The sequence below is a fragment of the Methylomonas rhizoryzae genome (assembly GCF_008632455.1).
Lineage (GTDB): Bacteria > Pseudomonadota > Gammaproteobacteria > Methylococcales > Methylomonadaceae > Methylomonas > Methylomonas rhizoryzae.
On record NZ_CP043929.1, the window covers coordinates 4,081,925 to 4,098,870 of the forward strand.

The 16,946-nt window shown below is 52.4% G+C and carries 18 protein-coding genes and 3 pseudogenes; 12 read left to right on the top strand and 9 right to left on the bottom strand.

Going from position 1 to position 16,946, the window contains the following annotated elements; all coding sequences use genetic code 11:
* The first annotated feature begins 41 nt into the window (after positions 1-41).
* The 4 genes from F1E05_RS18030 (at position 42) to rpsI (ending at position 2,010) form a co-directional block, all read left to right on the top strand.
* Entirely contained in the window at positions 42-767 is a 726-nt protein-coding gene (locus F1E05_RS18030; protein ID WP_150050941.1) for a glycosyltransferase family 2 protein, read from the top strand.
* Complete coding sequence (locus F1E05_RS18035; protein ID WP_232056700.1) at positions 760-1,104, top strand: lipid-A-disaccharide synthase N-terminal domain-containing protein; 345 nt, start codon at positions 760-762, stop codon at positions 1,102-1,104. Before F1E05_RS18030 ends, F1E05_RS18035 begins: the two co-directional genes overlap by 8 nt.
* Before the next feature lie 72 nt (positions 1,105-1,176).
* Positions 1,177-1,605, top strand: coding sequence for a 50S ribosomal protein L13 (rplM, locus tag F1E05_RS18040; protein ID WP_150050943.1), 429 nt, complete (start codon positions 1,177-1,179; stop codon positions 1,603-1,605).
* A 15-nt stretch (positions 1,606-1,620) separates the two neighbouring features.
* Positions 1,621-2,010, top strand: coding sequence for a 30S ribosomal protein S9 (gene rpsI / locus F1E05_RS18045; protein ID WP_150050945.1), 390 nt, complete (start codon positions 1,621-1,623; stop codon positions 2,008-2,010).
* A gap of 108 nt (positions 2,011-2,118) precedes the next feature.
* On the opposite strand, the gene F1E05_RS18050 is transcribed toward rpsI, so the two are convergent.
* Positions 2,119-3,348, bottom strand: a complete 1,230-nt coding sequence (locus tag F1E05_RS18050) for a pyrophosphate--fructose-6-phosphate 1-phosphotransferase (protein ID WP_150050947.1) — start codon at positions 3,346-3,348, stop codon at positions 2,119-2,121.
* A 227-nt stretch (positions 3,349-3,575) separates the two neighbouring features.
* Positions 3,576-4,889, bottom strand: a complete 1,314-nt coding sequence (locus tag F1E05_RS18055) for a TolC family outer membrane protein (RefSeq protein ID WP_150050949.1) — start codon at positions 4,887-4,889, stop codon at positions 3,576-3,578.
* Between the two features lie 240 nt (positions 4,890-5,129).
* On the opposite strand from F1E05_RS18055, the gene galU reads away from it, so the two are divergent.
* The 3 genes from galU to F1E05_RS18070 all read left to right on the top strand — a co-directional run bounded on the left by galU (position 5,130) and on the right by F1E05_RS18070 (position 8,196).
* A complete protein-coding gene (galU, locus tag F1E05_RS18060; protein ID WP_150052081.1) occupies positions 5,130-6,011 on the top strand; it encodes a UTP--glucose-1-phosphate uridylyltransferase GalU in 882 nt (293 codons plus the stop codon).
* A gap of 224 nt (positions 6,012-6,235) precedes the next feature.
* Complete coding sequence (locus F1E05_RS18065; protein ID WP_150050951.1) at positions 6,236-7,546, top strand: ATP-binding protein; 1,311 nt, start codon at positions 6,236-6,238, stop codon at positions 7,544-7,546.
* The gene (locus tag F1E05_RS18070; RefSeq protein ID WP_150050954.1) at positions 7,543-8,196 is read left to right on the top strand and encodes a response regulator transcription factor; all 654 of its coding nucleotides are present in this window, start codon (positions 7,543-7,545) and stop codon (positions 8,194-8,196) included. Before F1E05_RS18065 ends, F1E05_RS18070 begins: the two co-directional genes overlap by 4 nt.
* Positions 8,197-8,224: 28 nt before the next feature.
* On the opposite strand, the gene F1E05_RS18075 is transcribed toward F1E05_RS18070, so the two are convergent.
* From F1E05_RS18075 to F1E05_RS18085, 3 genes are all read right to left on the bottom strand, one after another.
* A complete protein-coding gene (locus F1E05_RS18075; protein WP_150050956.1) occupies positions 8,225-8,953 on the bottom strand; it encodes an alpha/beta fold hydrolase in 729 nt (242 codons plus the stop codon).
* A gap of 48 nt (positions 8,954-9,001) precedes the next feature.
* Complete coding sequence (locus F1E05_RS18080; RefSeq protein WP_150050958.1) at positions 9,002-9,430, bottom strand: hypothetical protein; 429 nt, start codon at positions 9,428-9,430, stop codon at positions 9,002-9,004.
* A 78-nt stretch (positions 9,431-9,508) separates the two neighbouring features.
* Positions 9,509-9,820, bottom strand: a complete 312-nt coding sequence (locus F1E05_RS18085; RefSeq protein ID WP_150050960.1) for a hypothetical protein — start codon at positions 9,818-9,820, stop codon at positions 9,509-9,511.
* A 59-nt stretch (positions 9,821-9,879) separates the two neighbouring features.
* Between F1E05_RS18085 and tnpA the strand changes: the two genes are divergently transcribed.
* From tnpA to tnpC, 3 genes are read left to right on the top strand one after another with little or no spacing between them, the layout of a single operon-like run.
* Positions 9,880-10,287, top strand: a complete 408-nt coding sequence (gene tnpA, locus F1E05_RS18090) for an IS66-like element accessory protein TnpA (protein ID WP_190303187.1) — start codon at positions 9,880-9,882, stop codon at positions 10,285-10,287.
* On the top strand, positions 10,263-10,613 hold the full coding sequence (gene tnpB, locus F1E05_RS18095; RefSeq protein ID WP_150050962.1) for an IS66 family insertion sequence element accessory protein TnpB: 351 nt from the start codon (positions 10,263-10,265) through the stop codon (positions 10,611-10,613). The genes tnpA and tnpB overlap by 25 nt, the downstream gene beginning before the upstream one ends.
* A gap of 31 nt (positions 10,614-10,644) precedes the next feature.
* Entirely contained in the window at positions 10,645-12,264 is a 1,620-nt protein-coding gene (gene tnpC / locus F1E05_RS18100; RefSeq protein ID WP_232056701.1) for an IS66 family transposase, read from the top strand.
* 33 nt (positions 12,265-12,297) lie between these two features.
* Here tnpC and ltrA read toward each other — a convergent pair.
* A pseudogene (ltrA, locus tag F1E05_RS18105) lies at positions 12,298-13,500 on the bottom strand (group II intron reverse transcriptase/maturase); the annotation flags it as partial.
* 471 nt (positions 13,501-13,971) lie between these two features.
* On the opposite strand from ltrA, the pseudogene F1E05_RS18110 reads away from it, so the two are divergent.
* A pseudogene (locus F1E05_RS18110) lies at positions 13,972-14,214 on the top strand (transposase domain-containing protein); the annotation flags it as partial.
* 79 nt (positions 14,215-14,293) lie between these two features.
* Here the strand turns inward: F1E05_RS18110 and F1E05_RS18115 are convergent.
* Positions 14,294-14,575: a hypothetical protein gene (locus F1E05_RS18115; protein ID WP_150050964.1), complete on the bottom strand. Its 282-nt coding sequence runs from the start codon at positions 14,573-14,575 to the stop codon at positions 14,294-14,296.
* 101 nt (positions 14,576-14,676) lie between these two features.
* On the opposite strand from F1E05_RS18115, the gene F1E05_RS20340 reads away from it, so the two are divergent.
* Complete coding sequence (locus F1E05_RS20340; protein WP_190303188.1) at positions 14,677-15,015, top strand: hypothetical protein; 339 nt, start codon at positions 14,677-14,679, stop codon at positions 15,013-15,015.
* A 65-nt stretch (positions 15,016-15,080) separates the two neighbouring features.
* On the opposite strand, the pseudogene F1E05_RS18125 reads toward F1E05_RS20340, so the two are convergent.
* A pseudogene (locus tag F1E05_RS18125) lies at positions 15,081-16,169 on the bottom strand (IS5 family transposase).
* 298 nt (positions 16,170-16,467) lie between these two features.
* Positions 16,468-16,929, bottom strand: coding sequence for a Cap15 family cyclic dinucleotide receptor domain-containing protein (locus F1E05_RS18135; RefSeq protein WP_150050966.1), 462 nt, complete (start codon positions 16,927-16,929; stop codon positions 16,468-16,470).
* Positions 16,930-16,946: the final 17 nt, after the last annotated feature.

Consider the following 16,946-nt stretch of genomic DNA (forward strand, 5'->3'; position numbering starts at 1 on the left):
AAATAACCCACTCAATTCTAATTTCTCGACTTGCCTCAAATATGAAAATATCGGTCGTAGTTCCGGTGCATAACGAATCGGAGAACGTTGCTCCGCTGATAGATGAAATCCAACAAGCACTTAGCAGTCTGGAAAGCTGCGAAATCATTTTCGTCGACGACGGCAGTACCGACGACACCTTGCAAACACTATTGCAAATCCAAAACCATTGCCCGCTACTGCGCATCCTTACGCACCAACGCAGCTGCGGGCAAAGCCGCGCAATCCACAGCGGCATCGTCGCCGCCAAGTACGAATGGATAGCTACCCTGGACGGCGACGGGCAAAACGACCCTGCCGACATAGCGAATTTGATACTTGCTTACCGGCAACAACCATCGGACCGGCTTTGGATGTTGGCCGGCCACAGACATCGGCGCCGCGATACCGGCTGGCGGCGTTTTTCATCCAAATTCGCCAACGGCATCCGTCAGGCGATATTACACGACGACACCCCCGATACCGGCTGCGGCCTAAAATTGTTTCGGCGCGACAAATTTTTATCGCTACCCTATTTCGACCACATTCACCGGTTCCTGCCCGCCATGATACAAACGGCCGGCGGACAAGTGATTTCGGTAAAAGTCGGCCATAGATCCAGAAGCCACGGCCAATCCAAATACGGCACCATGGACCGCTTATTGGCAGGCATCGTCGACATGCTCGGCGTGCTTTGGTTACGCAATCGCCATAGCCTGCCTATCGTCAGCGAGGTGAAGCATGGATAGCAATACCCTGTGGCTGATTGTCGGCTTCGTCGGCCAAGCGCTATTTTCCGCACGCTTTCTGGTGCAATGGCTGGCCAGCGAACGGCAAAAGAAAAGCGTAATTCCGGTCATGTTCTGGTATTTCAGCCTATTGGGCGGCTCGACTTTACTGATCTACTCAATCCACAAACAGGATCCGGTGTTTATTTTCGGGCAGGCCGGTGGCTTGTTAATCTATGCCCGCAATTTGTATTTTGTGGTCAAACACCGCAAAAGCACGGAAACCGCGCCGCAAGCCGACCATAACGCCAACAGCCAAAACGCGCTCAACTGCTCCGGCATCGGCAAACCTAGATAGCGCTTGAAGCCCGCCGCACAAAACAGTATAATCGCCGGTCTTTATATAGCCTCGAACATTTGAGAAGCAAAGATGAAAACATTTAGTGCAAAGCCCGCAGAAGTTAAGCGCGATTGGTACGTAATTGATGCAGAAGGAAAGACGCTTGGTCGCCTTGCTACTGAAATTGCACGACGTCTTCGCGGCAAACATAAACCGGAATTTACCCCGCACGTAGACACCGGTGATTACATCATTGTCGTCAATGCCGAGAAAGTGGGCGTTACCGGCAACAAAGAAAAAGACAAAATCTACTATCGTCATACCGGCTACATCGGCAACATGAAATCCGCGTCTTTGGGTAAACTGAGACAAACTTTTCCCGACCGCATTATCAGCACCGCCGTACAAGGCATGCTGCCTAAAAATCCTTTAGGCCGGGCTATGTTCAAAAAACTTAAAATTTACGCGGGTCCTGAGCATAACCACCAAGCTCAACAACCCAAGGCACTCGATTTTTAAACAGGTAATTAGTTTATGGCAGCTCAATACTACGGAACCGGTCGTCGCAAAAGCTCGATTGCCCGCGTCTACGCCACCGTCGGCTCAGGAAAATTCATCATTAACAGCCGGCCGGTCGCAGAATATTTCGGTCGCAAAACCGACGAAATGATCGCAAGACAGCCATTGGAATTGCTGGGCAAAAGCGGCGATTTCGACGTCAACATTATCGTTTGCGGCGGTGGCCCATCAGGTCAAGCCGGCGCCATCCGCCACGGCTTAGCCCGGGCGCTGATCGAATTCGACGAAGCATCCCGCTCTCCGCTGAGAAAAGCCGGCTACGTCACCCGCGATGCCCGCGTGGTAGAGCGTAAAAAAGTGGGCTTACACAAAGCTAGAAAACGTCCGCAATACTCGAAACGTTAATATCTTGCCCGCCCGCAAAAAAGCCGCTGTACAGCGGCTTTTTTGTGCTTATCGCTTGCGTATTGCGAATCCAGCCGGCGTTACCGGCTGGCGCGCGTTGGCAACCTCTTAGTGACTGACGTCGACTTTGTTACCCTTAGCCTGACCGATTTGTGCCAACATTTGACCAAACCATTCGGCATCGATATCGAAAGGTTTGCCGCCTTTGATGCGCGGAAACTCGATAGCCCGCAACACATTATTGTTATCCTCGTCATGGCCGATAACGCCGGATTCGCGGCGAAACGCACACTCGACAGCCAAATCCGCGCAAGACTTGATTAAACGCATGTCATCGACGTTAGCCGCCGCGGCGCGCGAGAAATAACCGGATTTTTGTATCAAGGTTTTTTCGGCGCCTATCATTTGTGCGAATTGCTCGCCGAACCATTTACCCGGATTAACCGCATCCAGCTTAATATGCCCGAACGCATCGCGCGGCACTTCTTGGCCTTTTGCTTGCATTTCCGCAACGATGGCCTCGACTCCCGCGCCCTCGGACACGAAAATATTAACGCAATCGACCTTGTCCATCACCGCTCGCAGCCGCGCCGCTTCCGCCGCCAAATCGACATCCATTTCCGGAATGAAGACCGCGTGCACCTCGTAGGATTCGCGCGACAACCCTAACTCCGGCAGCCACTCGGCTTTATCGAGCAATTTACGGTACTCTTGCGCGGTGGCCGCCGTTAACCATCCGCAGTTACGACCCATGACTTCGTGCACAATCAGCATGCGCGGGTTTGAATTATTTTCGGCCGCCACGTTTAAGAAATAACGCGCACCTTGCTCGGCCGCGGTCCATGCACCTAAGGATTGTTTGATCGGAAATACGTCGTTATCGACCGTTTTCGGCAAACCGATTACCGTCAAGCCGTAGTCGTTGGAAGCCAAAAATGCCGCCAGATCGGCCGCCGCGGTATTGGTATCGTCGCCGCCTATGGTATGCAAAATATCGACGCCGTCTTTAACCAATTGGTCGGCCGCCACTTTTTGCGGATCCTGGCCTTCTTGGACCAAACCGCGCTTCACGCAGTCTTTAACGTTAGTCAGCTTGACCCGGCTGTTGCCGATCACGGACCCACCAAAAGCTTGCAACACGCCGGCTTTTTTACGTACCGCCTCGGTGACCGGATAAGAATCTCCCAACAGCAAGCCCTTGTAACCGCCCCGGTAGCAAATAATTTCGATACTCGGATCAATCTCGGTATAGCGCTCGATCAAACTACCGATAGCCGAGTTCAAGCAAGGCGCTAAACCGCCTGCGGTAAGAATTGCCACTTTCTTTGGTTTATTCATGAGAGTTTTCAATTTGAGTTAACGACAAACACATTGAGCGGACATTGCGCAGACTAGCGACGTCCAAACAATACGGTAGAGCGATCAAACGAAATGGTCGCCCTGAAACCGTGCTGACGCGATTTTAACATATCAATCCGCTCAATAATTAGTCGACCCAAGAGTCCGGCCATTCCCAATTTAAAACCCTGAGTTTGTCCGGACAATACAGGAAATCGCCTAAACCACTAATCGCTTACTTTGTTTAAATACCGATTGATGTCTTGCAAATCCGCTTCGCTTAAACTGCCTGCGGCCTGCTTGAGCTTGACGCCATTGATCAGATAATTGTATCGACTGGTCGCATAATCGCTTTTGGCCTTATAGAGATTACGCTGCACCGTCAATACGTCCACCATGGTCCGGGTACCGACTTCAAACCCGGCCTCCGCGGCTTCGACGGCCAATTCCGCAGACTTTACCGTCGTATCCAAAGCTTTAACCGTATTAATGCTGGTCAAAACCCCCCGATAAGCGTCCTTCACTTGACGATTCACGCTACGCTTGACTTTGATCAATTCTTCGCGCGCCGCTTGATAAGCGTATTCCGCCTGTCTGACTTTGGACGCAACCCCGCCGCCTTGAAATAACGGCAAATTGAGCTGCAAACCGAAACTTTCAGTATTCCCGCGTAACCCGTACAGGTTGCGATTGTCTTGCTCTTGATATTGGGCGACGAGATCGACGGTCGGCAAATGCCCGGCTTGTTGTAACTCAATGCTTTTACGTATGTATTCGGCCTGGTTAATCTGCGCGACGATAGAAAAATTATTGCTTTCGGCACTATGCGCCCAGGCCGATATATCCTGCGGAGCCGGTTCGCCCAGCGGTACGCTTTGTCCCAATGCACTTAAACCGGCGGGATGCTCGCCGATAATCTGGCGCAAGGCTTCCTTTCGATTATCGATAGTATTCTCCGCCTCTATCACCGAAGCCGTGGCTCTATCGTATCCTGCTTGAGCCTCATAGACATCGGTAATGGCAATCACGCCGACGTCGAAACGCTGTTTGGCTTGCTCGAGCTGTTTTTCGATCGCCTTCTTCTCCGCCAGACTAAAGGTCAAATAGTCTTGAGCAGCCAGCACATTGAAATAGGCTTCGGCCGTGCGCGCCATCAAATCCTGTTGTTTGGCCTGATTTTGCGCTTCCGCTTGCGCAATCTTGTTGTCCGCCTGATCCAGCCCTATCCAATGCTCCCAGTGAAAAACCGGTTGCTTGAGCGATATACCTAGCGAACTGTTCCAAAAGTGCTGTAATGTTTGCCCTAAAAAGCTCTGGCTTTCCAAACGATTGCGCGAACTGTCCGCGGTAAAACTGATATTGGGCAACATCTGTGCGATGCTTTGCGAACGTACTTCGGCAGCGGCGGCTTGATCGATAACGCCTATCTTCGCATCGGGGTCGTTTTCCCTGGCCAGCTGATAGATCTGCATCAAATCGTCTGCAATAGCGGCCGCACCCGGTATCGACGCCAGCCATAGCGCCGCCAACAGTCTTAACATCGCACTATCTCTCCAGAAAGAGTGAAAAATTACCGGCATTATCACCTAAAATAATCAGACCACCGCAGCTAATTGCGTTTAGGCACGTTAGATTCCAAGCTACGCCGTCTGGCGACAACCCATAACCGACACGATTTTCGCCAACTCGACAACCCGAACTAACCGCCGACGCTTAAGAATTAATAAATGCTAGGCTGCCAACATGGATTCGTCAAAACCAACCATCAACCTAAAGTCACTATGAGTCAAAAAGTCACTAAAGCTGTATTTCCGGTTGCCGGCCTCGGCACACGGTCACTTCCCGCCACTAAAGCCGTGGCCAAGGAAATGCTACCGGTAGTCGATAAACCGCTGATTCAGTATGCCGTTGAAGAAGCTATCGCGGCCGGCATAGACACCATGGTTTTTATCACCGGCCGCAACAAAAACTCGATTCCCGACCATTTCGATAAATCTTACGAACTGGAAAAGGAGTTGGAGAAAAACGGTAAAACCGAATTGCTAAAAATGCTGCAAAACCTGCTGCCACCCCATGTTTCCTGCGTATTCATACGCCAAGCCGAAGCGCTCGGACTTGGTCATGCCGTGTTGTGCGCCAAACCGGTAGTCGGCAACGAGCCTTTTGCCGTCATATTGCCCGACGATCTGATCGAAGACGGCGCGCGCGGATGTATGAAGCAAATGACGGAATTGTTCGCCAAAGAACAAAGCAGCATTTTAGGCGTGGAAAGAGTGGACCCGAAAGAAACCCACAAATACGGCATCGTCGAGCACAACGCAATGGCGCCCCGCGTTGGTCGGCTAAAATCCATCGTGGAAAAACCCAAACCGGAGGTCGCACCCTCCAACATCGCCGTAGTTGGCCGTTACATTCTAACCCCGGCCATTTTTCAAAAAATCGAAACTACCGGACGCGGTGCCGGCGGGGAAATTCAGCTCACCGACGCCATCGCTGCCTTAATGCACGATGAAGCCGTGTTGTCTTACGAATTCGAGGGCAAGCGTTACGATTGCGGCTCGAAGTTCGGTTTTTTGCTGGCAAACGTAGAATACGGCCTGTTACATCCCGAAATAAAAACCGAATTCGCCGCTTACCTAAAGCAACGCTCCGAACAAATCTAAACCTTACGCTACATAGGATAAAAGATATTCGCCCTCCTACCTTCGCAGAATGGGGGACCTCATGGGAAACGCCGCGCGCACGAGCGGCGTTTTATTCGGCGCCATAAACCGGCTATACCAGCCATCCAAGGCTTGAATCGTTGGCTCACATATAAAAAAGAATTTTTCCTATCGCCGATAAACCGTACTTCCCAAATAATACTCGGTTTAACGGTTTTTAACGCATGAGCCTTCGGTACCAAATCCTTTTCCGCATTTTATGCTCGTCGCTGTGCATCCTGGTACTTGGCGGCGCAATTGTCGTTTGGCAAGCCAGACTTTCCGTGGAAAAAGAAGTCGATGCCTCGATTCGCTTAGCCTTGCAACTCATCACGCTAGGCATTACCGATACGTCGTCCTTACAGCAAATCACCGATTTATCCCGTCTCAGCGCTTTAAGGCAAACCCGGCACTTAAGCATTCAATTGCACAAGCCGGACGGCCAACTGGTGCATTTCACAGGCGAACCGTTACCCAGCCACAGCCGGGATTTACCGCCGGCTTGGTTTATACATTGGGTGAAAGAGGAATACCCTAAAGTTCAACACCGGCTAAAAACCGAAGACGGGGAAACCGTCAGTTTGATCATCGAGGCGCAACCGCTAGACGAAATCACCGAAGTCTGGCAAGAAAGCGTGGCGTTTTTTACCTCTATCTCGGCTTTAACCCTGCTAACCTTCCTAGCCGTCAACCTAGTGTTCAATAAGTCGTTGAAGTCTATAGATATCATCGTTTCGGGTCTACAGACCATAGAAACCGGCCAATATCGCTATAAACTCCCGCCGTTTTCCACGCAAGAGTTCGACGCTATCGCTAATGCGATCAACCACATGACGGGAGAATTGGATAAAACTCGCCAGGAAAACCGAGCGCTTACCCAACATTCACTAGCGATACAGGAAGAGGAGCGTCAGCACTTATCGCAAGAGTTGCACGACGAATTAGGTCAATCGCTGACGGCTATTAAAGTCATGGCGGTTGCCGCTGCGCACCGAAACGCCGATACCGAAAAAATCACGGCATCGATCGGGCAGATTTGCGATCACTTGATGAGCGTCGTACGCTCTATGATGCAGCAACTTCATCCTTTAATGCTGACCGAACTGGGCTTGAAGGCTACATTAGAGGATCTTTTAAACCATTGGTCCGAACGCAACCCCAATCTTCGACTGGAAATCGATTGCGACGAGGCCGTCGACACACTGGACAAAAACCTGATTCGCCAATTATTCAGAGTGATACAAGAGTGTTTAACCAATGCGCTCCGCCACGCAAAAGCCAACCGCTTAAAGATCGATTTATACTTTGCCGACAACGGCAATAGGCTGGAACTGAAAGTCGCGGACGACGGACAAGGCTGCAATCCGGATACTTTAAAACATGGCTTCGGCTTACGCGGCATGGCGGAACGCATACGCTCGCTGGACGGCGAGTTCAACGTAAACTCCAGACCGGGCCAAGGCATGACCATTACCGCTTCCATACCTTTGACATGAGTACAAAAACGAAAATCATTTTGGTGGACGACCACGCCGTAGTGCGGGCGGGTTTCAAAATGTTGCTGTCGGCCAGCGAAACGATAGAAGTGATCGGCGAAGCTTCTCGTGGCGAGCAAGCCATCCGAATGGTGGAAGAATTAAAACCCGAAGTCATCGTCATGGACTTGTCCATGCCCGGCATAGGCGGCTTGGAAACGATACGCCGCATTGTCCAGCGGGACGGCTCGGCGCTGATCCTGGTATTCAGCGTCCATCACGAACAGGTATACGTCAATCGTGCACTTAATGCCGGCGCCAAAGGCTACATCACCAAAAACAGCGCCCCCGAAATCTTGGTTGAAGCCTTGCAGCGCATCGCCGGCGGCGAGCGTTACATCGAAACCGGCTTATTGAAATCCGTTGAAGACCTGCACGAACCCAGCGATCACCAGAGTGCGATTGCGGCGTTTTCGCCCCGTGAATTCGACGTATTCGGCTTATTGGCACAAGGCATGACGGTACAACGCATCGCCGACCAACTATGCCTGGGCCAAAAAACCGTAGCCAACTACGCGACGCAAATCAAGAAAAAGCTGCAGGTCGACACCAGCGCGGAATTGGCTCATATCGCCGTCAATCTGGGCTTAACACTCCATAAGCGCGGATAAGCGTAACCGGTTTATTAACTGTAGTGGTCTAATAAAAAAGGACATCCGAATAGGTTGATAAACTATCCCTATCAACATTCTCGGACCGGCGGAGGAACTGTTCGATTGCCTGTGCCGCTGCGGCTGGCCTTGTTTGGAGCAGGAAGTGTGGCCCCTCCAGCTTGGCTACCGTGGTGGCCGGTTGGACGCGCAGCACCTCTCGGGCGCACGAAGAAGGGACAACTCGATCGTGAGTCGCCTGTAGGTAGAGGATGGGACAGCGCAGCAGTGCAAGGCTGGGGCGAGCGTTGGCCGAAAGTGCTGCGGCGGCGCGGTGCCGAAGCACCACCGGCTCGACCGTCTCGAGCGAGCACGACAGTGCCGCGCGTAGGTTTGGGGTTTGGTTCCATCCCATGAGTGCCAGGCTCAAGGGGCCGACGAGCATTGCTGGCGATGGCAGCCAGCCGAGCAGTGCCTTGAGCGGCGTGAGCATCGGCCTTGGATTGCCAATGAACGAGCAAACCAGAACTACCGCGAGAGGTGCGCTCCTAGCAGCAACAGCTACCGCTACCGGTCCTGAGAAGGACTCACCAAGAATCGCGAAGGGCGGGTCCGGCAACTGCCCGAGCACGAAGTTGGTGAGTTCGTCGTAAGACAGCGACTCACGCGCGGGGTATGAGACAACCTTTGGGACGATTCCGGGAGGAAGGTGAGGCAGCAGGAATTCGAACAAGATCCCGGTGCCATCCATGCCGGGGAGGAGAACGAGGGTCGTCATGCGGCCTAACGACAAGGGTAGCTTTTGCCGGTCAAGTTTACCCGTTGGTTAGGCATTGGCGCGGGAACTCCAGATCATAATTAAACCAACAATCCACGCCACGATTACAAAAAGCGCAAATGGCATTAAGAGGAAAGGCAAATTTCCGAAGGCTGCATATTTGAAGACAATAAGTAACACAAGCGCTGTGGTGCTGATACTTATGACATTTGCTATAGCCACTAAAAGATGCCCCTGCTTAAAACGTTTTTCACGCTCAGGAATAATTGTGCTTGGAGATAGGCCTATGCTGTGCCAAACAATAATGAGCGCAATTGCAATAAGTAAATACGATGTAAATGGCACCAAATATGGATTAGCGGTTTCGGGGAAAAATTTCATAAAGAAGATGTAAATAAAGCCGGAAAGCATAGTACCCAGCACAGTACTTAGCAGACTAAAATACGGTAGGAAAAGATTTAAATTCCGTAGAAACATTCGATCACCTTTTCCTAACGTTGAAGATCGGCCGAGCGAAAAGCGTGTAGCGTTTTTTGGGTCGGCTGGAGCAACTGGTTATGTCTTAACATTGAATTTACCCCAAGGCTCAAAGTCTGCGCCACACTTTAAGCACATTTTTGCCTGCCAAGTTTCAAGCTTCATGTTACACACAAGACAGTTTCTTGTTTTTAATGTACAAAGCTCAAAAAGGCCATGCTCTGCCCAAGAAGTTGCAACTTCCTCACTAACATTTTCTAGCTTAACAAGCGAATTTATATATGCTTGCTTAGAGCCTGTATCATACAAGTTCAAATTTTCTACATGAATTGATCTGCGATAAATTAACTCGCCGCAACGATCACAAAGTAAGCGATCTTTTAACCACATCTGTATAAGCAGACCGAAAGGCGTGAAGATAGTGTCCACTTATCACAAGGTGGACACCTATGAAGGAGCACAAGATTCAATTATCGCGCCCATTAATCGTGGGACATGGTCGAGACGGCCGATGTCTGTATGATCCGGAAGCCAAGCGGGAGTTGGTGGACGTTTGCTTGCAACCGGGTATTTCGGTAGCCAAGGTCGCGCTGGAATACGGTATTAATGCCAATCTGCTGCGCAAGTGGATGGGGCTTTACCGTGAAACGGGGCAACCGAACACGAACATTCCGTTAGCATTGCCGGCTTTTGTACCCGTTCATTCACTGAACGCTGAAAAATCGGCTGAGTCGATACTCAATGCGGAGTTGCCCAACGGCGTTAAACTGGCGTTGCCCTCTGGTGCGCTGACCGATCTACCATTGATTTTGAAAGTCTTAGCCGAGCTGCCATGTTCCGCTTCGAACCGGGATTAAAGGTTTTCCTACACCGCGAGCCGGTCGATGGTCGCAAGGCCATTAATGGCTTGGCATTGTTGGTCGAGCAGGCATTAGGCCTGAACCCCTTTGAGCCGGCCATCTATGTGTTCAGCAATCGGCGGCGGGATCGGATCAAACTGCTGCTGTGGGATCGTACCGGTTTCTGGTTGATGCTCAAACGGCTGGAGACGGATCGATTTTGCTGGCCGAAAGAGGCGGCTGTCGTCACGTTGACGGTCGAGCAACTGCACTGGCTGTTAGCCGGTATTGACCTGGCGGCGATGCGGCCGCATCCGGCACGAAGGTATGCAAAAGTTAGCTGAAACAATGGCTTAAATCGAATAAAATAGCGGCATGACGACCACCATCACGCTGTCCGCTGACGAATACCAAGCGTTGCTATCCGACCAGCAAACCTTGCTGACCGAGCAACAACGGCTGACTCAACAACTGCGGTTAGTGACGATCGAGCGTGATTGTTTGAAAGAACGCGTGGATGCCTTTTTGCATAAGCTGTATGCCGCCAAGTCTGAAGCGCGGGCCAACCCAACACAACGCGACCTATTCCTGAACGAAGCCGAAGCCTTAGCCCCTAAAGGTGCACCGGTCGCCGAGGAAAGTACGCCCGAAACGATCGAGGTGGCCGGCCACAACCGCAAAAAACGCGGCCGCAAACCACTCGATCCGCATCTGCCGCGCGAGATTGTGCGGCATGAACTGCCGGAAGCCGAACGCCTCTGCGCGCATGACGGCAGTCGGCTGGTGGAAATCGGCGCCGAAATCAGCGAGCAACTCGACATCGTGCCGCAACAGGTTCGGGTGATTCAGCATCACCGTATCAAATATGCCTGCCCCTGCTGCGACAACAGCATTCGGGTGACGCCGGCACCGGTTCGCATCATTCCCAAAGGCTTATTCACCGAAGCCGCATTGGCCTGGATCGTCACCGCCAAATACCAGGATGGTCTGCCGCTGTACCGACAAGCTGCATTACTCAGCCGTTTCGGCGGCGATCTGTCGCGCACCACGCTGGCGGCCAGCATGGTACGGGTCGGGCAGGCGGTGCAGCCCATCATCAATTTACTGCGCGACCATCTGCTGGAGGCCGATCTGATCCTGGGCGACGAAACCGCCGTGCAGGTGCTTAAGGAATCCGGGCGCGCCGCGCAAACGAAAAGTTATTTGTGGGCACAGATGACCGGCTCCGGGCCGCCGATCCGACTGTTCAGCTACACGCCGGGGCGCGGCGGCACGCATGCGCAGCCGCTGTATGACGGCATCAAACCCGGTACGGTCCTGATGAGCGACGGCTATGAAGTGTATAACACCATTGCGGCGGTGCGCGGTGTCATTCACCTCGGCTGTTGGGCGCATGCGCGCCGTTACTTTGTCGAAGCCGAAACCGCCATACCCAAAGCCGTGCGCGGCCCGGAACAACTGGCGACGCAGTTTATTGCCGCCATAGGCCAACTCTACGCCATTGAAGCCAAAGCGAAAGACCTGAGCGTCGAACAACGTGGACAGCAGCGGCAACAGTTGAGCAAACCAGTGTTAGCCAAGATCGAAGGCTTGCTGGTAGAGCATCTGCATGCGGTCACCCCCGGCAGTTTGCTGGGTAAGGCCTTGCATTACCTGTCGTCGCAATGGCCGAAGCTGATCCGCTTTGTCGAGAACGGTGCTTGGCCTATTGGTAGAGTCGAGATGTGGCGCGATGGCCTAAGGTTAGGCCTAACTGTTGCTGCCTCTTTCGTTTGGCAGTGCCTCATTAGCCTAACCATCGCTCCGTTTCCACATCTCGCTCGTCAAACCGGACGTGCAGATTTCCCGCATCCGGCTTTCTTTCGAACCTCAAGCCTTCGCGTTCAGCAGGTCGGCGCGCGTACGTGGCAGGCGGTAGAGCCCCAGAGTTTCATACAGGTACTCGTCAGGGTATTGGCGATACCCCGTTCCGCGCTGACCACGTCTGCGCATTAACCAGATTCGCAGCCGTCGCTCCGCGTAATCCTGGATGCATCGGTAGATTGGGCAGACCGGTCCCTGATTGAAATAACCCGCCCAACCTCGAATCATCGGATTGAGTTCGTCAATCCGGCTTTGCACCGGTTTGGCGTTCCAGCGCGATGACGTGGCGTCATGGATACCTTGTTTTAATCGCTTGATCGCTTTCTTCGACGGACGTGTTCCCCAGTAAGGGCGTCCATCCTTGCCGTAGAATCGGCCCAGGGTGTAACCAAGAAAATCAAACTGCTCCTCTGGCAGCATAGCCAGACGGGTTTTCTTCTCGTTGACCGTCAGCCCCAGTCGGTTCATCAGCCACCGCATGGCCTCCATGGCTGCCTGACCCCGTCCTTTCGGACAGAGAATCACCAGATCATCGGCATAGTTCACCACTTCGGCCTGAAGCCGGTCGGCAAATCCAAATTTCTGCCAGGCTAAAAGAAAGCGCCGGAAGTAAAGATTACTGAGCAAGGGCGAGATAATACCGCCTTGCGGGGTGCCTCGACCCGTGTCCTTCGCTTCCGTGGTTCGGCGCTCACCGTGTTCGCAATGCTCCACCACCGCTACGTTTAGCCATTGTTTGATCGTAGCCAGCACCGTGCCGTCCGCGATCCGGCGGCTAACGCAGCGCATCAGATCACCATGGGGAATCGTGTTCAAGTAGTTAGACAAATCGGCGTCCACGACTTCCCGTTTGCCCCTTTGGGAGATACCGAAATGGATCATTCTGACCGCCATCTTGGCATCGACTCCAGGTCGGAATCCGTATTGTCGGGGAAGCAGGTCGGCTTCAAAAATCGGACCGATCACCAACAACACCGCCATCTGGACCACGCGGTCACGGATAGCCGGAATGCCCAGAGGACGCTGTCCGCCTTGGGCCTTGGGTATCCACACGCGCAACAGGGGCTGCGGCCGGTATTCGCCGACCACTAACTCCTGCCGCACTCTTTCCAGCCAGCCGTCTAGCCCTTGGTTTTCGATCGGCTCGAAGCGGATGCCATCATAGCCAGGAGCGCCACGATTGGCGCGGCAGCGCCGGTAGGCAACTTGCAACACATCGATACGACAGACTTTATCCCATAGGCTGTAGAAACGGTAGTCTGGTTCTGCTTTGGCTTTCGCCTGCAATGAAGTCTGTAATATCTGAACCGTACTTGTCGAGGTTGGTAGACTCACGTCAATCCCCTTAGCTCTTATCACTTTCCTCATCACGTTTCGAAACAGGGCGCCTTCGCTCTACCGGCGTTACCCGGCTTCACCACTACTACGCGCCCCTCCGCCATCCCTGCAGGCCGGCTCCATCCCTCACGGGATCGCCGTTGCCCGGTGCCATCAGGGCACCCACAGGGACTTCCCTTGTTGCCCACCTGATCTCTCCCATGCGTGCTATCACCACTACCCCGGTGGGACTCTTACGACTCTGTCGCTCGATTCCGTAAAAGCATCGGCCTTCCCCGTTATTATGGCGGGTCGGCTCCCACGACGACATTTCGAGGCCTGCTCAGTGTTCACTCACGTTATGGCCCGCATGGCCCGCTGATCTCCCAGGGAGACCTTTTCTTGGAGTGCTTCAGCCCGTTTGTTACCTCCCGAGCCGCCCCAAGTGCTTCCGGCTGGAGCGAGAGTTAGCCGGGTCGGATTTACACCGACGAATCAGATGCGCCTTAGCAAGGCACACATAATAACCTCTGCGAAAATGCCATACGTCCCTTTGTCGTCGGTCGCCGCAACTGGTTGTTTTGCGACACGGTGGCCGGCGCCCGTGCCAGCGCCAATCTCTACTCGCTGATCGAAACGTGCAAGGCCAATGGCATCGACCCTTACACCTATCTGGTTGATTTGTTCCGGAAGTTACCCTCAGCAAAGACCGCCGAGGATTTCGAAGCACTGCTGCCTTGGCATATTGCCAATCAAACGGCCTAAACCATAACGGCTAAACCATTGGCCGTTTCTGCGCAACTACGTCGTTCAACAATCGCTTACCGTCGGCTGGAGCGCCGTGTTATGTTGCCGAACGGATAGATTCATATCTAATGGCATGATTGTGATTCATTAATTTTGCTGCATTTATGAGATGAGTCCAAAACTCCTTGCCGGGGCTCGGATTATCTTCAATCACCCCATCAAGTTCCTCCATTGCAAGGAGCAGTTCATTGGCTTCAATATAGGACAAGAAATCATTTTCTCTGTATCCATTATCGGATTCGATGACATTCTCAGGGAGCAACTGATATGCAGCCATCAATTCTTGCTCAATGCTTTTCCATTTTTCCTGCAAACCCATTGCTCACCTTGCAACATAACGATAAGGGTAACTTGCCGGCGAAAGCGTAGCGACTATAGGAGCGTAGCTTTTGCCGGTCAAGTTGACCCGTTGGTTAAGCATTGAACCTTGCCAAAATAGACTTACATTCAGATATAGAAACTTCTTTTGCCCACTTTATAGACCGCTGTATTTCAGGCTCAAGACGAGAAAGAGCTTCTCGCGACCAAAACTGCCTCGGCGCACCAATCGGCAAATGGTCAATTTCCGATGAAACCAGAGTGAATGCCAGAAAGTCTTTGTCGTCTTCTGGCAAACCAACTTCAAATCTCAGTGACGACAACTCAATGGCGCCTTCTAGCAGGGTGTTGAAATTTGCCTATATGCCTTCGGCTTCAAAACCATTTTTTGGTTTTGTTGGGCTTCTGGAAGCCCGATCACACCTCAAAAACCGGTTTTAGCCGGTTATATTCGCCCCGAAGGGCGTTAAATTCCGCCTTTTGGCGGATTTCAGGCGCACCACCGCCTAGGCGGTACTGTATCGCCAGCCGAAAATGGTACCCATGCGCGTCAGGTTATAGGCGGCAAAGGTAAAAATCGTTTGCGCGGCGACCTTCTTTAACCCCCGGAACTTGGTTTGGCGTAGCGGGCCGACTGTCTTGGCCCAACCGAAGACTTCTTCGATCCGCTTGCGGATTTTGAGACTTTTACGGTAACCGTCGTGCCGGGTTGTGCGACCGTCAATGGCGGAGCCTTTGTCTTTGCTGGCGACATGCGGCGTGACTTTGCGCTGGCGTAACTTGGCGACAAAATCCTGCGTATCGTAATTTTTGTCGGCGGCCAAGGTCGCGCCCGGTTTGTGGATCGTGCGTTTGACCATGGCATGGGCCGCCTCGCGTTCTGCGGTGCCGGTGGCCTGGGTGACTTCGACGTCGACGACCAAGCCATTACGGTTCTCCATCAAGGCATGACCGAGGAAAGCCAGCTGCGATTTGTCGCCCTCGCTCTTTTTGTACAACCGGGCATCGGGATCGGTGGTCGAGGCGTGGGTTTCGTTACTGCGTTTCTCGCCCTTGAAGTTGACCGTGGGATTGCGGCCGCCATCTTCCGGCGGCGGGGTCGAGCCGTCTTTCTTGACGAAACTCTTGTGCGAGGCCCAGGCTTGAATCAGTGTGCCGTCCACCGAGAAATGCTCGTCAGAGATCAGCTGTTTCCACTCGGCCAAGGCCAGTACCCGTTCGAAAAACAAACGACTGATCCGTTCGTTGAGCAAACGGTCGCGGTTGGCGCTGAAGGTCGAGTGATCCCACACCTCGTCATCTATCGTCAAGCCGACAAATCAGCGGTACAAGAGGTTGAAGTCGATATGCTCCACCAGTTGCCGTTCCGAACGGATGGAAAATAGCACTTGCAACAAACTGGCGCGCAACAAGCGTTCCGGCGGAATGGAATCTCGACCGCGACGAGCGTAGAGCGCGTCGAACTCGTCGTTTAGCGTGGCGAGCAACAAGTCGACCACTTGACGCAGCTTGCGTAGCGGATGCTTTTTGGGAATCCGGCTTTCCAGGGTTCGGTAACTGAACAGGTCTTCTTGAGTAATGTCGGCGCCGCGCATGGGGACAGTGCAATATATTGGAGATAGAACTATTTTATCATTTAGAACAATACTTTATGATTTACCAACACATCTGACTCAACCAGCCAATGCGGGTTACAGGGGAGATAAAATCAACAGCCTGCTAGATAAGGTATAGATCCCTCAAGCATTCCGCTTGCCACCTCAACTGCACGTTTTCGATTTTTCTCTATGTATTCTTGGTGGCTCAATTTCATAGGATGCTTAACGCAAAGCTAAGCCGACCGCTGGAGCGTAGCGGAAGCGGGTCGGCTTGAGCGTTTTGTTATGGATTATCTTACTTTTTACTTAGCACAATTTTCCCGCCACGAAATTGACTGCTGTAATATGAACCATCGAGTTTCATTTCACTACCGCTTCTGATAACTCTAAATTCATTCACACCCTCCGCGTGTGGGTTGTATCCTTCCTGTAGTGCATAATTCCTAGGGCGCAGATTGTAAATCCATTTCGCGATAGGACGGTTTTTGTTTGACACACTTATACTTGCAACCTGCAAAGATCCTGTAGTTGTGTCCGTATCCATGCTAACTTGCATAGTTCTCCACGTTTGAGTTACATGCATTGATACCGGGAAGCCCTGTCCATTATTTTTTTCTAATGTCCCTTCCCAAACACCATTTAGGTTAGGGATGTTGCTAAGTCCGACTGCGCTAACGTACTTCCAGAAAAATTTGTCATAAAGCCCAATCAAAGCTAAAAAAACTACCATTGCTGAAGGGGCGGCAAATTCCTGCAACGTAGTGCCCTCAAGTA

Excerpts from the sequence above, each read along its gene's own strand:
- F1E05_RS18080 (WP_150050958.1), bottom strand. The coding sequence starts at position 9,430 with ATGTTTCTACGGAATTTAAATCTTTTCCTACCGTATTTTAGTCTGCTA.
- tnpA (WP_190303187.1), top strand. The coding sequence starts at position 9,880 with ATGAAGGAGCACAAGATTCAATTATCGCGCCCATTAATCGTGGGACAT.
- F1E05_RS18085 (WP_150050960.1), bottom strand. The coding sequence starts at position 9,820 with ATGTGGTTAAAAGATCGCTTACTTTGTGATCGTTGCGGCGAGTTAATT.
- tnpB (WP_150050962.1), top strand. The coding sequence starts at position 10,263 with ATGTTCCGCTTCGAACCGGGATTAAAGGTTTTCCTACACCGCGAGCCG.
- F1E05_RS18030 (WP_150050941.1), top strand. The coding sequence starts at position 42 with ATGAAAATATCGGTCGTAGTTCCGGTGCATAACGAATCGGAGAACGTT.
- F1E05_RS18065 (WP_150050951.1), top strand. The coding sequence starts at position 6,236 with ATGAGCCTTCGGTACCAAATCCTTTTCCGCATTTTATGCTCGTCGCTG.
- rplM (WP_150050943.1), top strand. The coding sequence starts at position 1,177 with ATGAAAACATTTAGTGCAAAGCCCGCAGAAGTTAAGCGCGATTGGTAC.
- F1E05_RS18055 (WP_150050949.1), bottom strand. The coding sequence starts at position 4,889 with ATGTTAAGACTGTTGGCGGCGCTATGGCTGGCGTCGATACCGGGTGCG.
- F1E05_RS18050 (WP_150050947.1), bottom strand. The coding sequence starts at position 3,348 with ATGAATAAACCAAAGAAAGTGGCAATTCTTACCGCAGGCGGTTTAGCG.
- rpsI (WP_150050945.1), top strand. The coding sequence starts at position 1,621 with ATGGCAGCTCAATACTACGGAACCGGTCGTCGCAAAAGCTCGATTGCC.
- tnpC (WP_232056701.1), top strand. The coding sequence starts at position 10,645 with ATGACGACCACCATCACGCTGTCCGCTGACGAATACCAAGCGTTGCTA.
- F1E05_RS18075 (WP_150050956.1), bottom strand. The coding sequence starts at position 8,953 with ATGACGACCCTCGTTCTCCTCCCCGGCATGGATGGCACCGGGATCTTG.
- F1E05_RS18115 (WP_150050964.1), bottom strand. The coding sequence starts at position 14,575 with ATGGGTTTGCAGGAAAAATGGAAAAGCATTGAGCAAGAATTGATGGCT.
- galU (WP_150052081.1), top strand. The coding sequence starts at position 5,130 with ATGAGTCAAAAAGTCACTAAAGCTGTATTTCCGGTTGCCGGCCTCGGC.
- F1E05_RS18070 (WP_150050954.1), top strand. The coding sequence starts at position 7,543 with ATGAGTACAAAAACGAAAATCATTTTGGTGGACGACCACGCCGTAGTG.
- F1E05_RS18035 (WP_232056700.1), top strand. The coding sequence starts at position 760 with ATGGATAGCAATACCCTGTGGCTGATTGTCGGCTTCGTCGGCCAAGCG.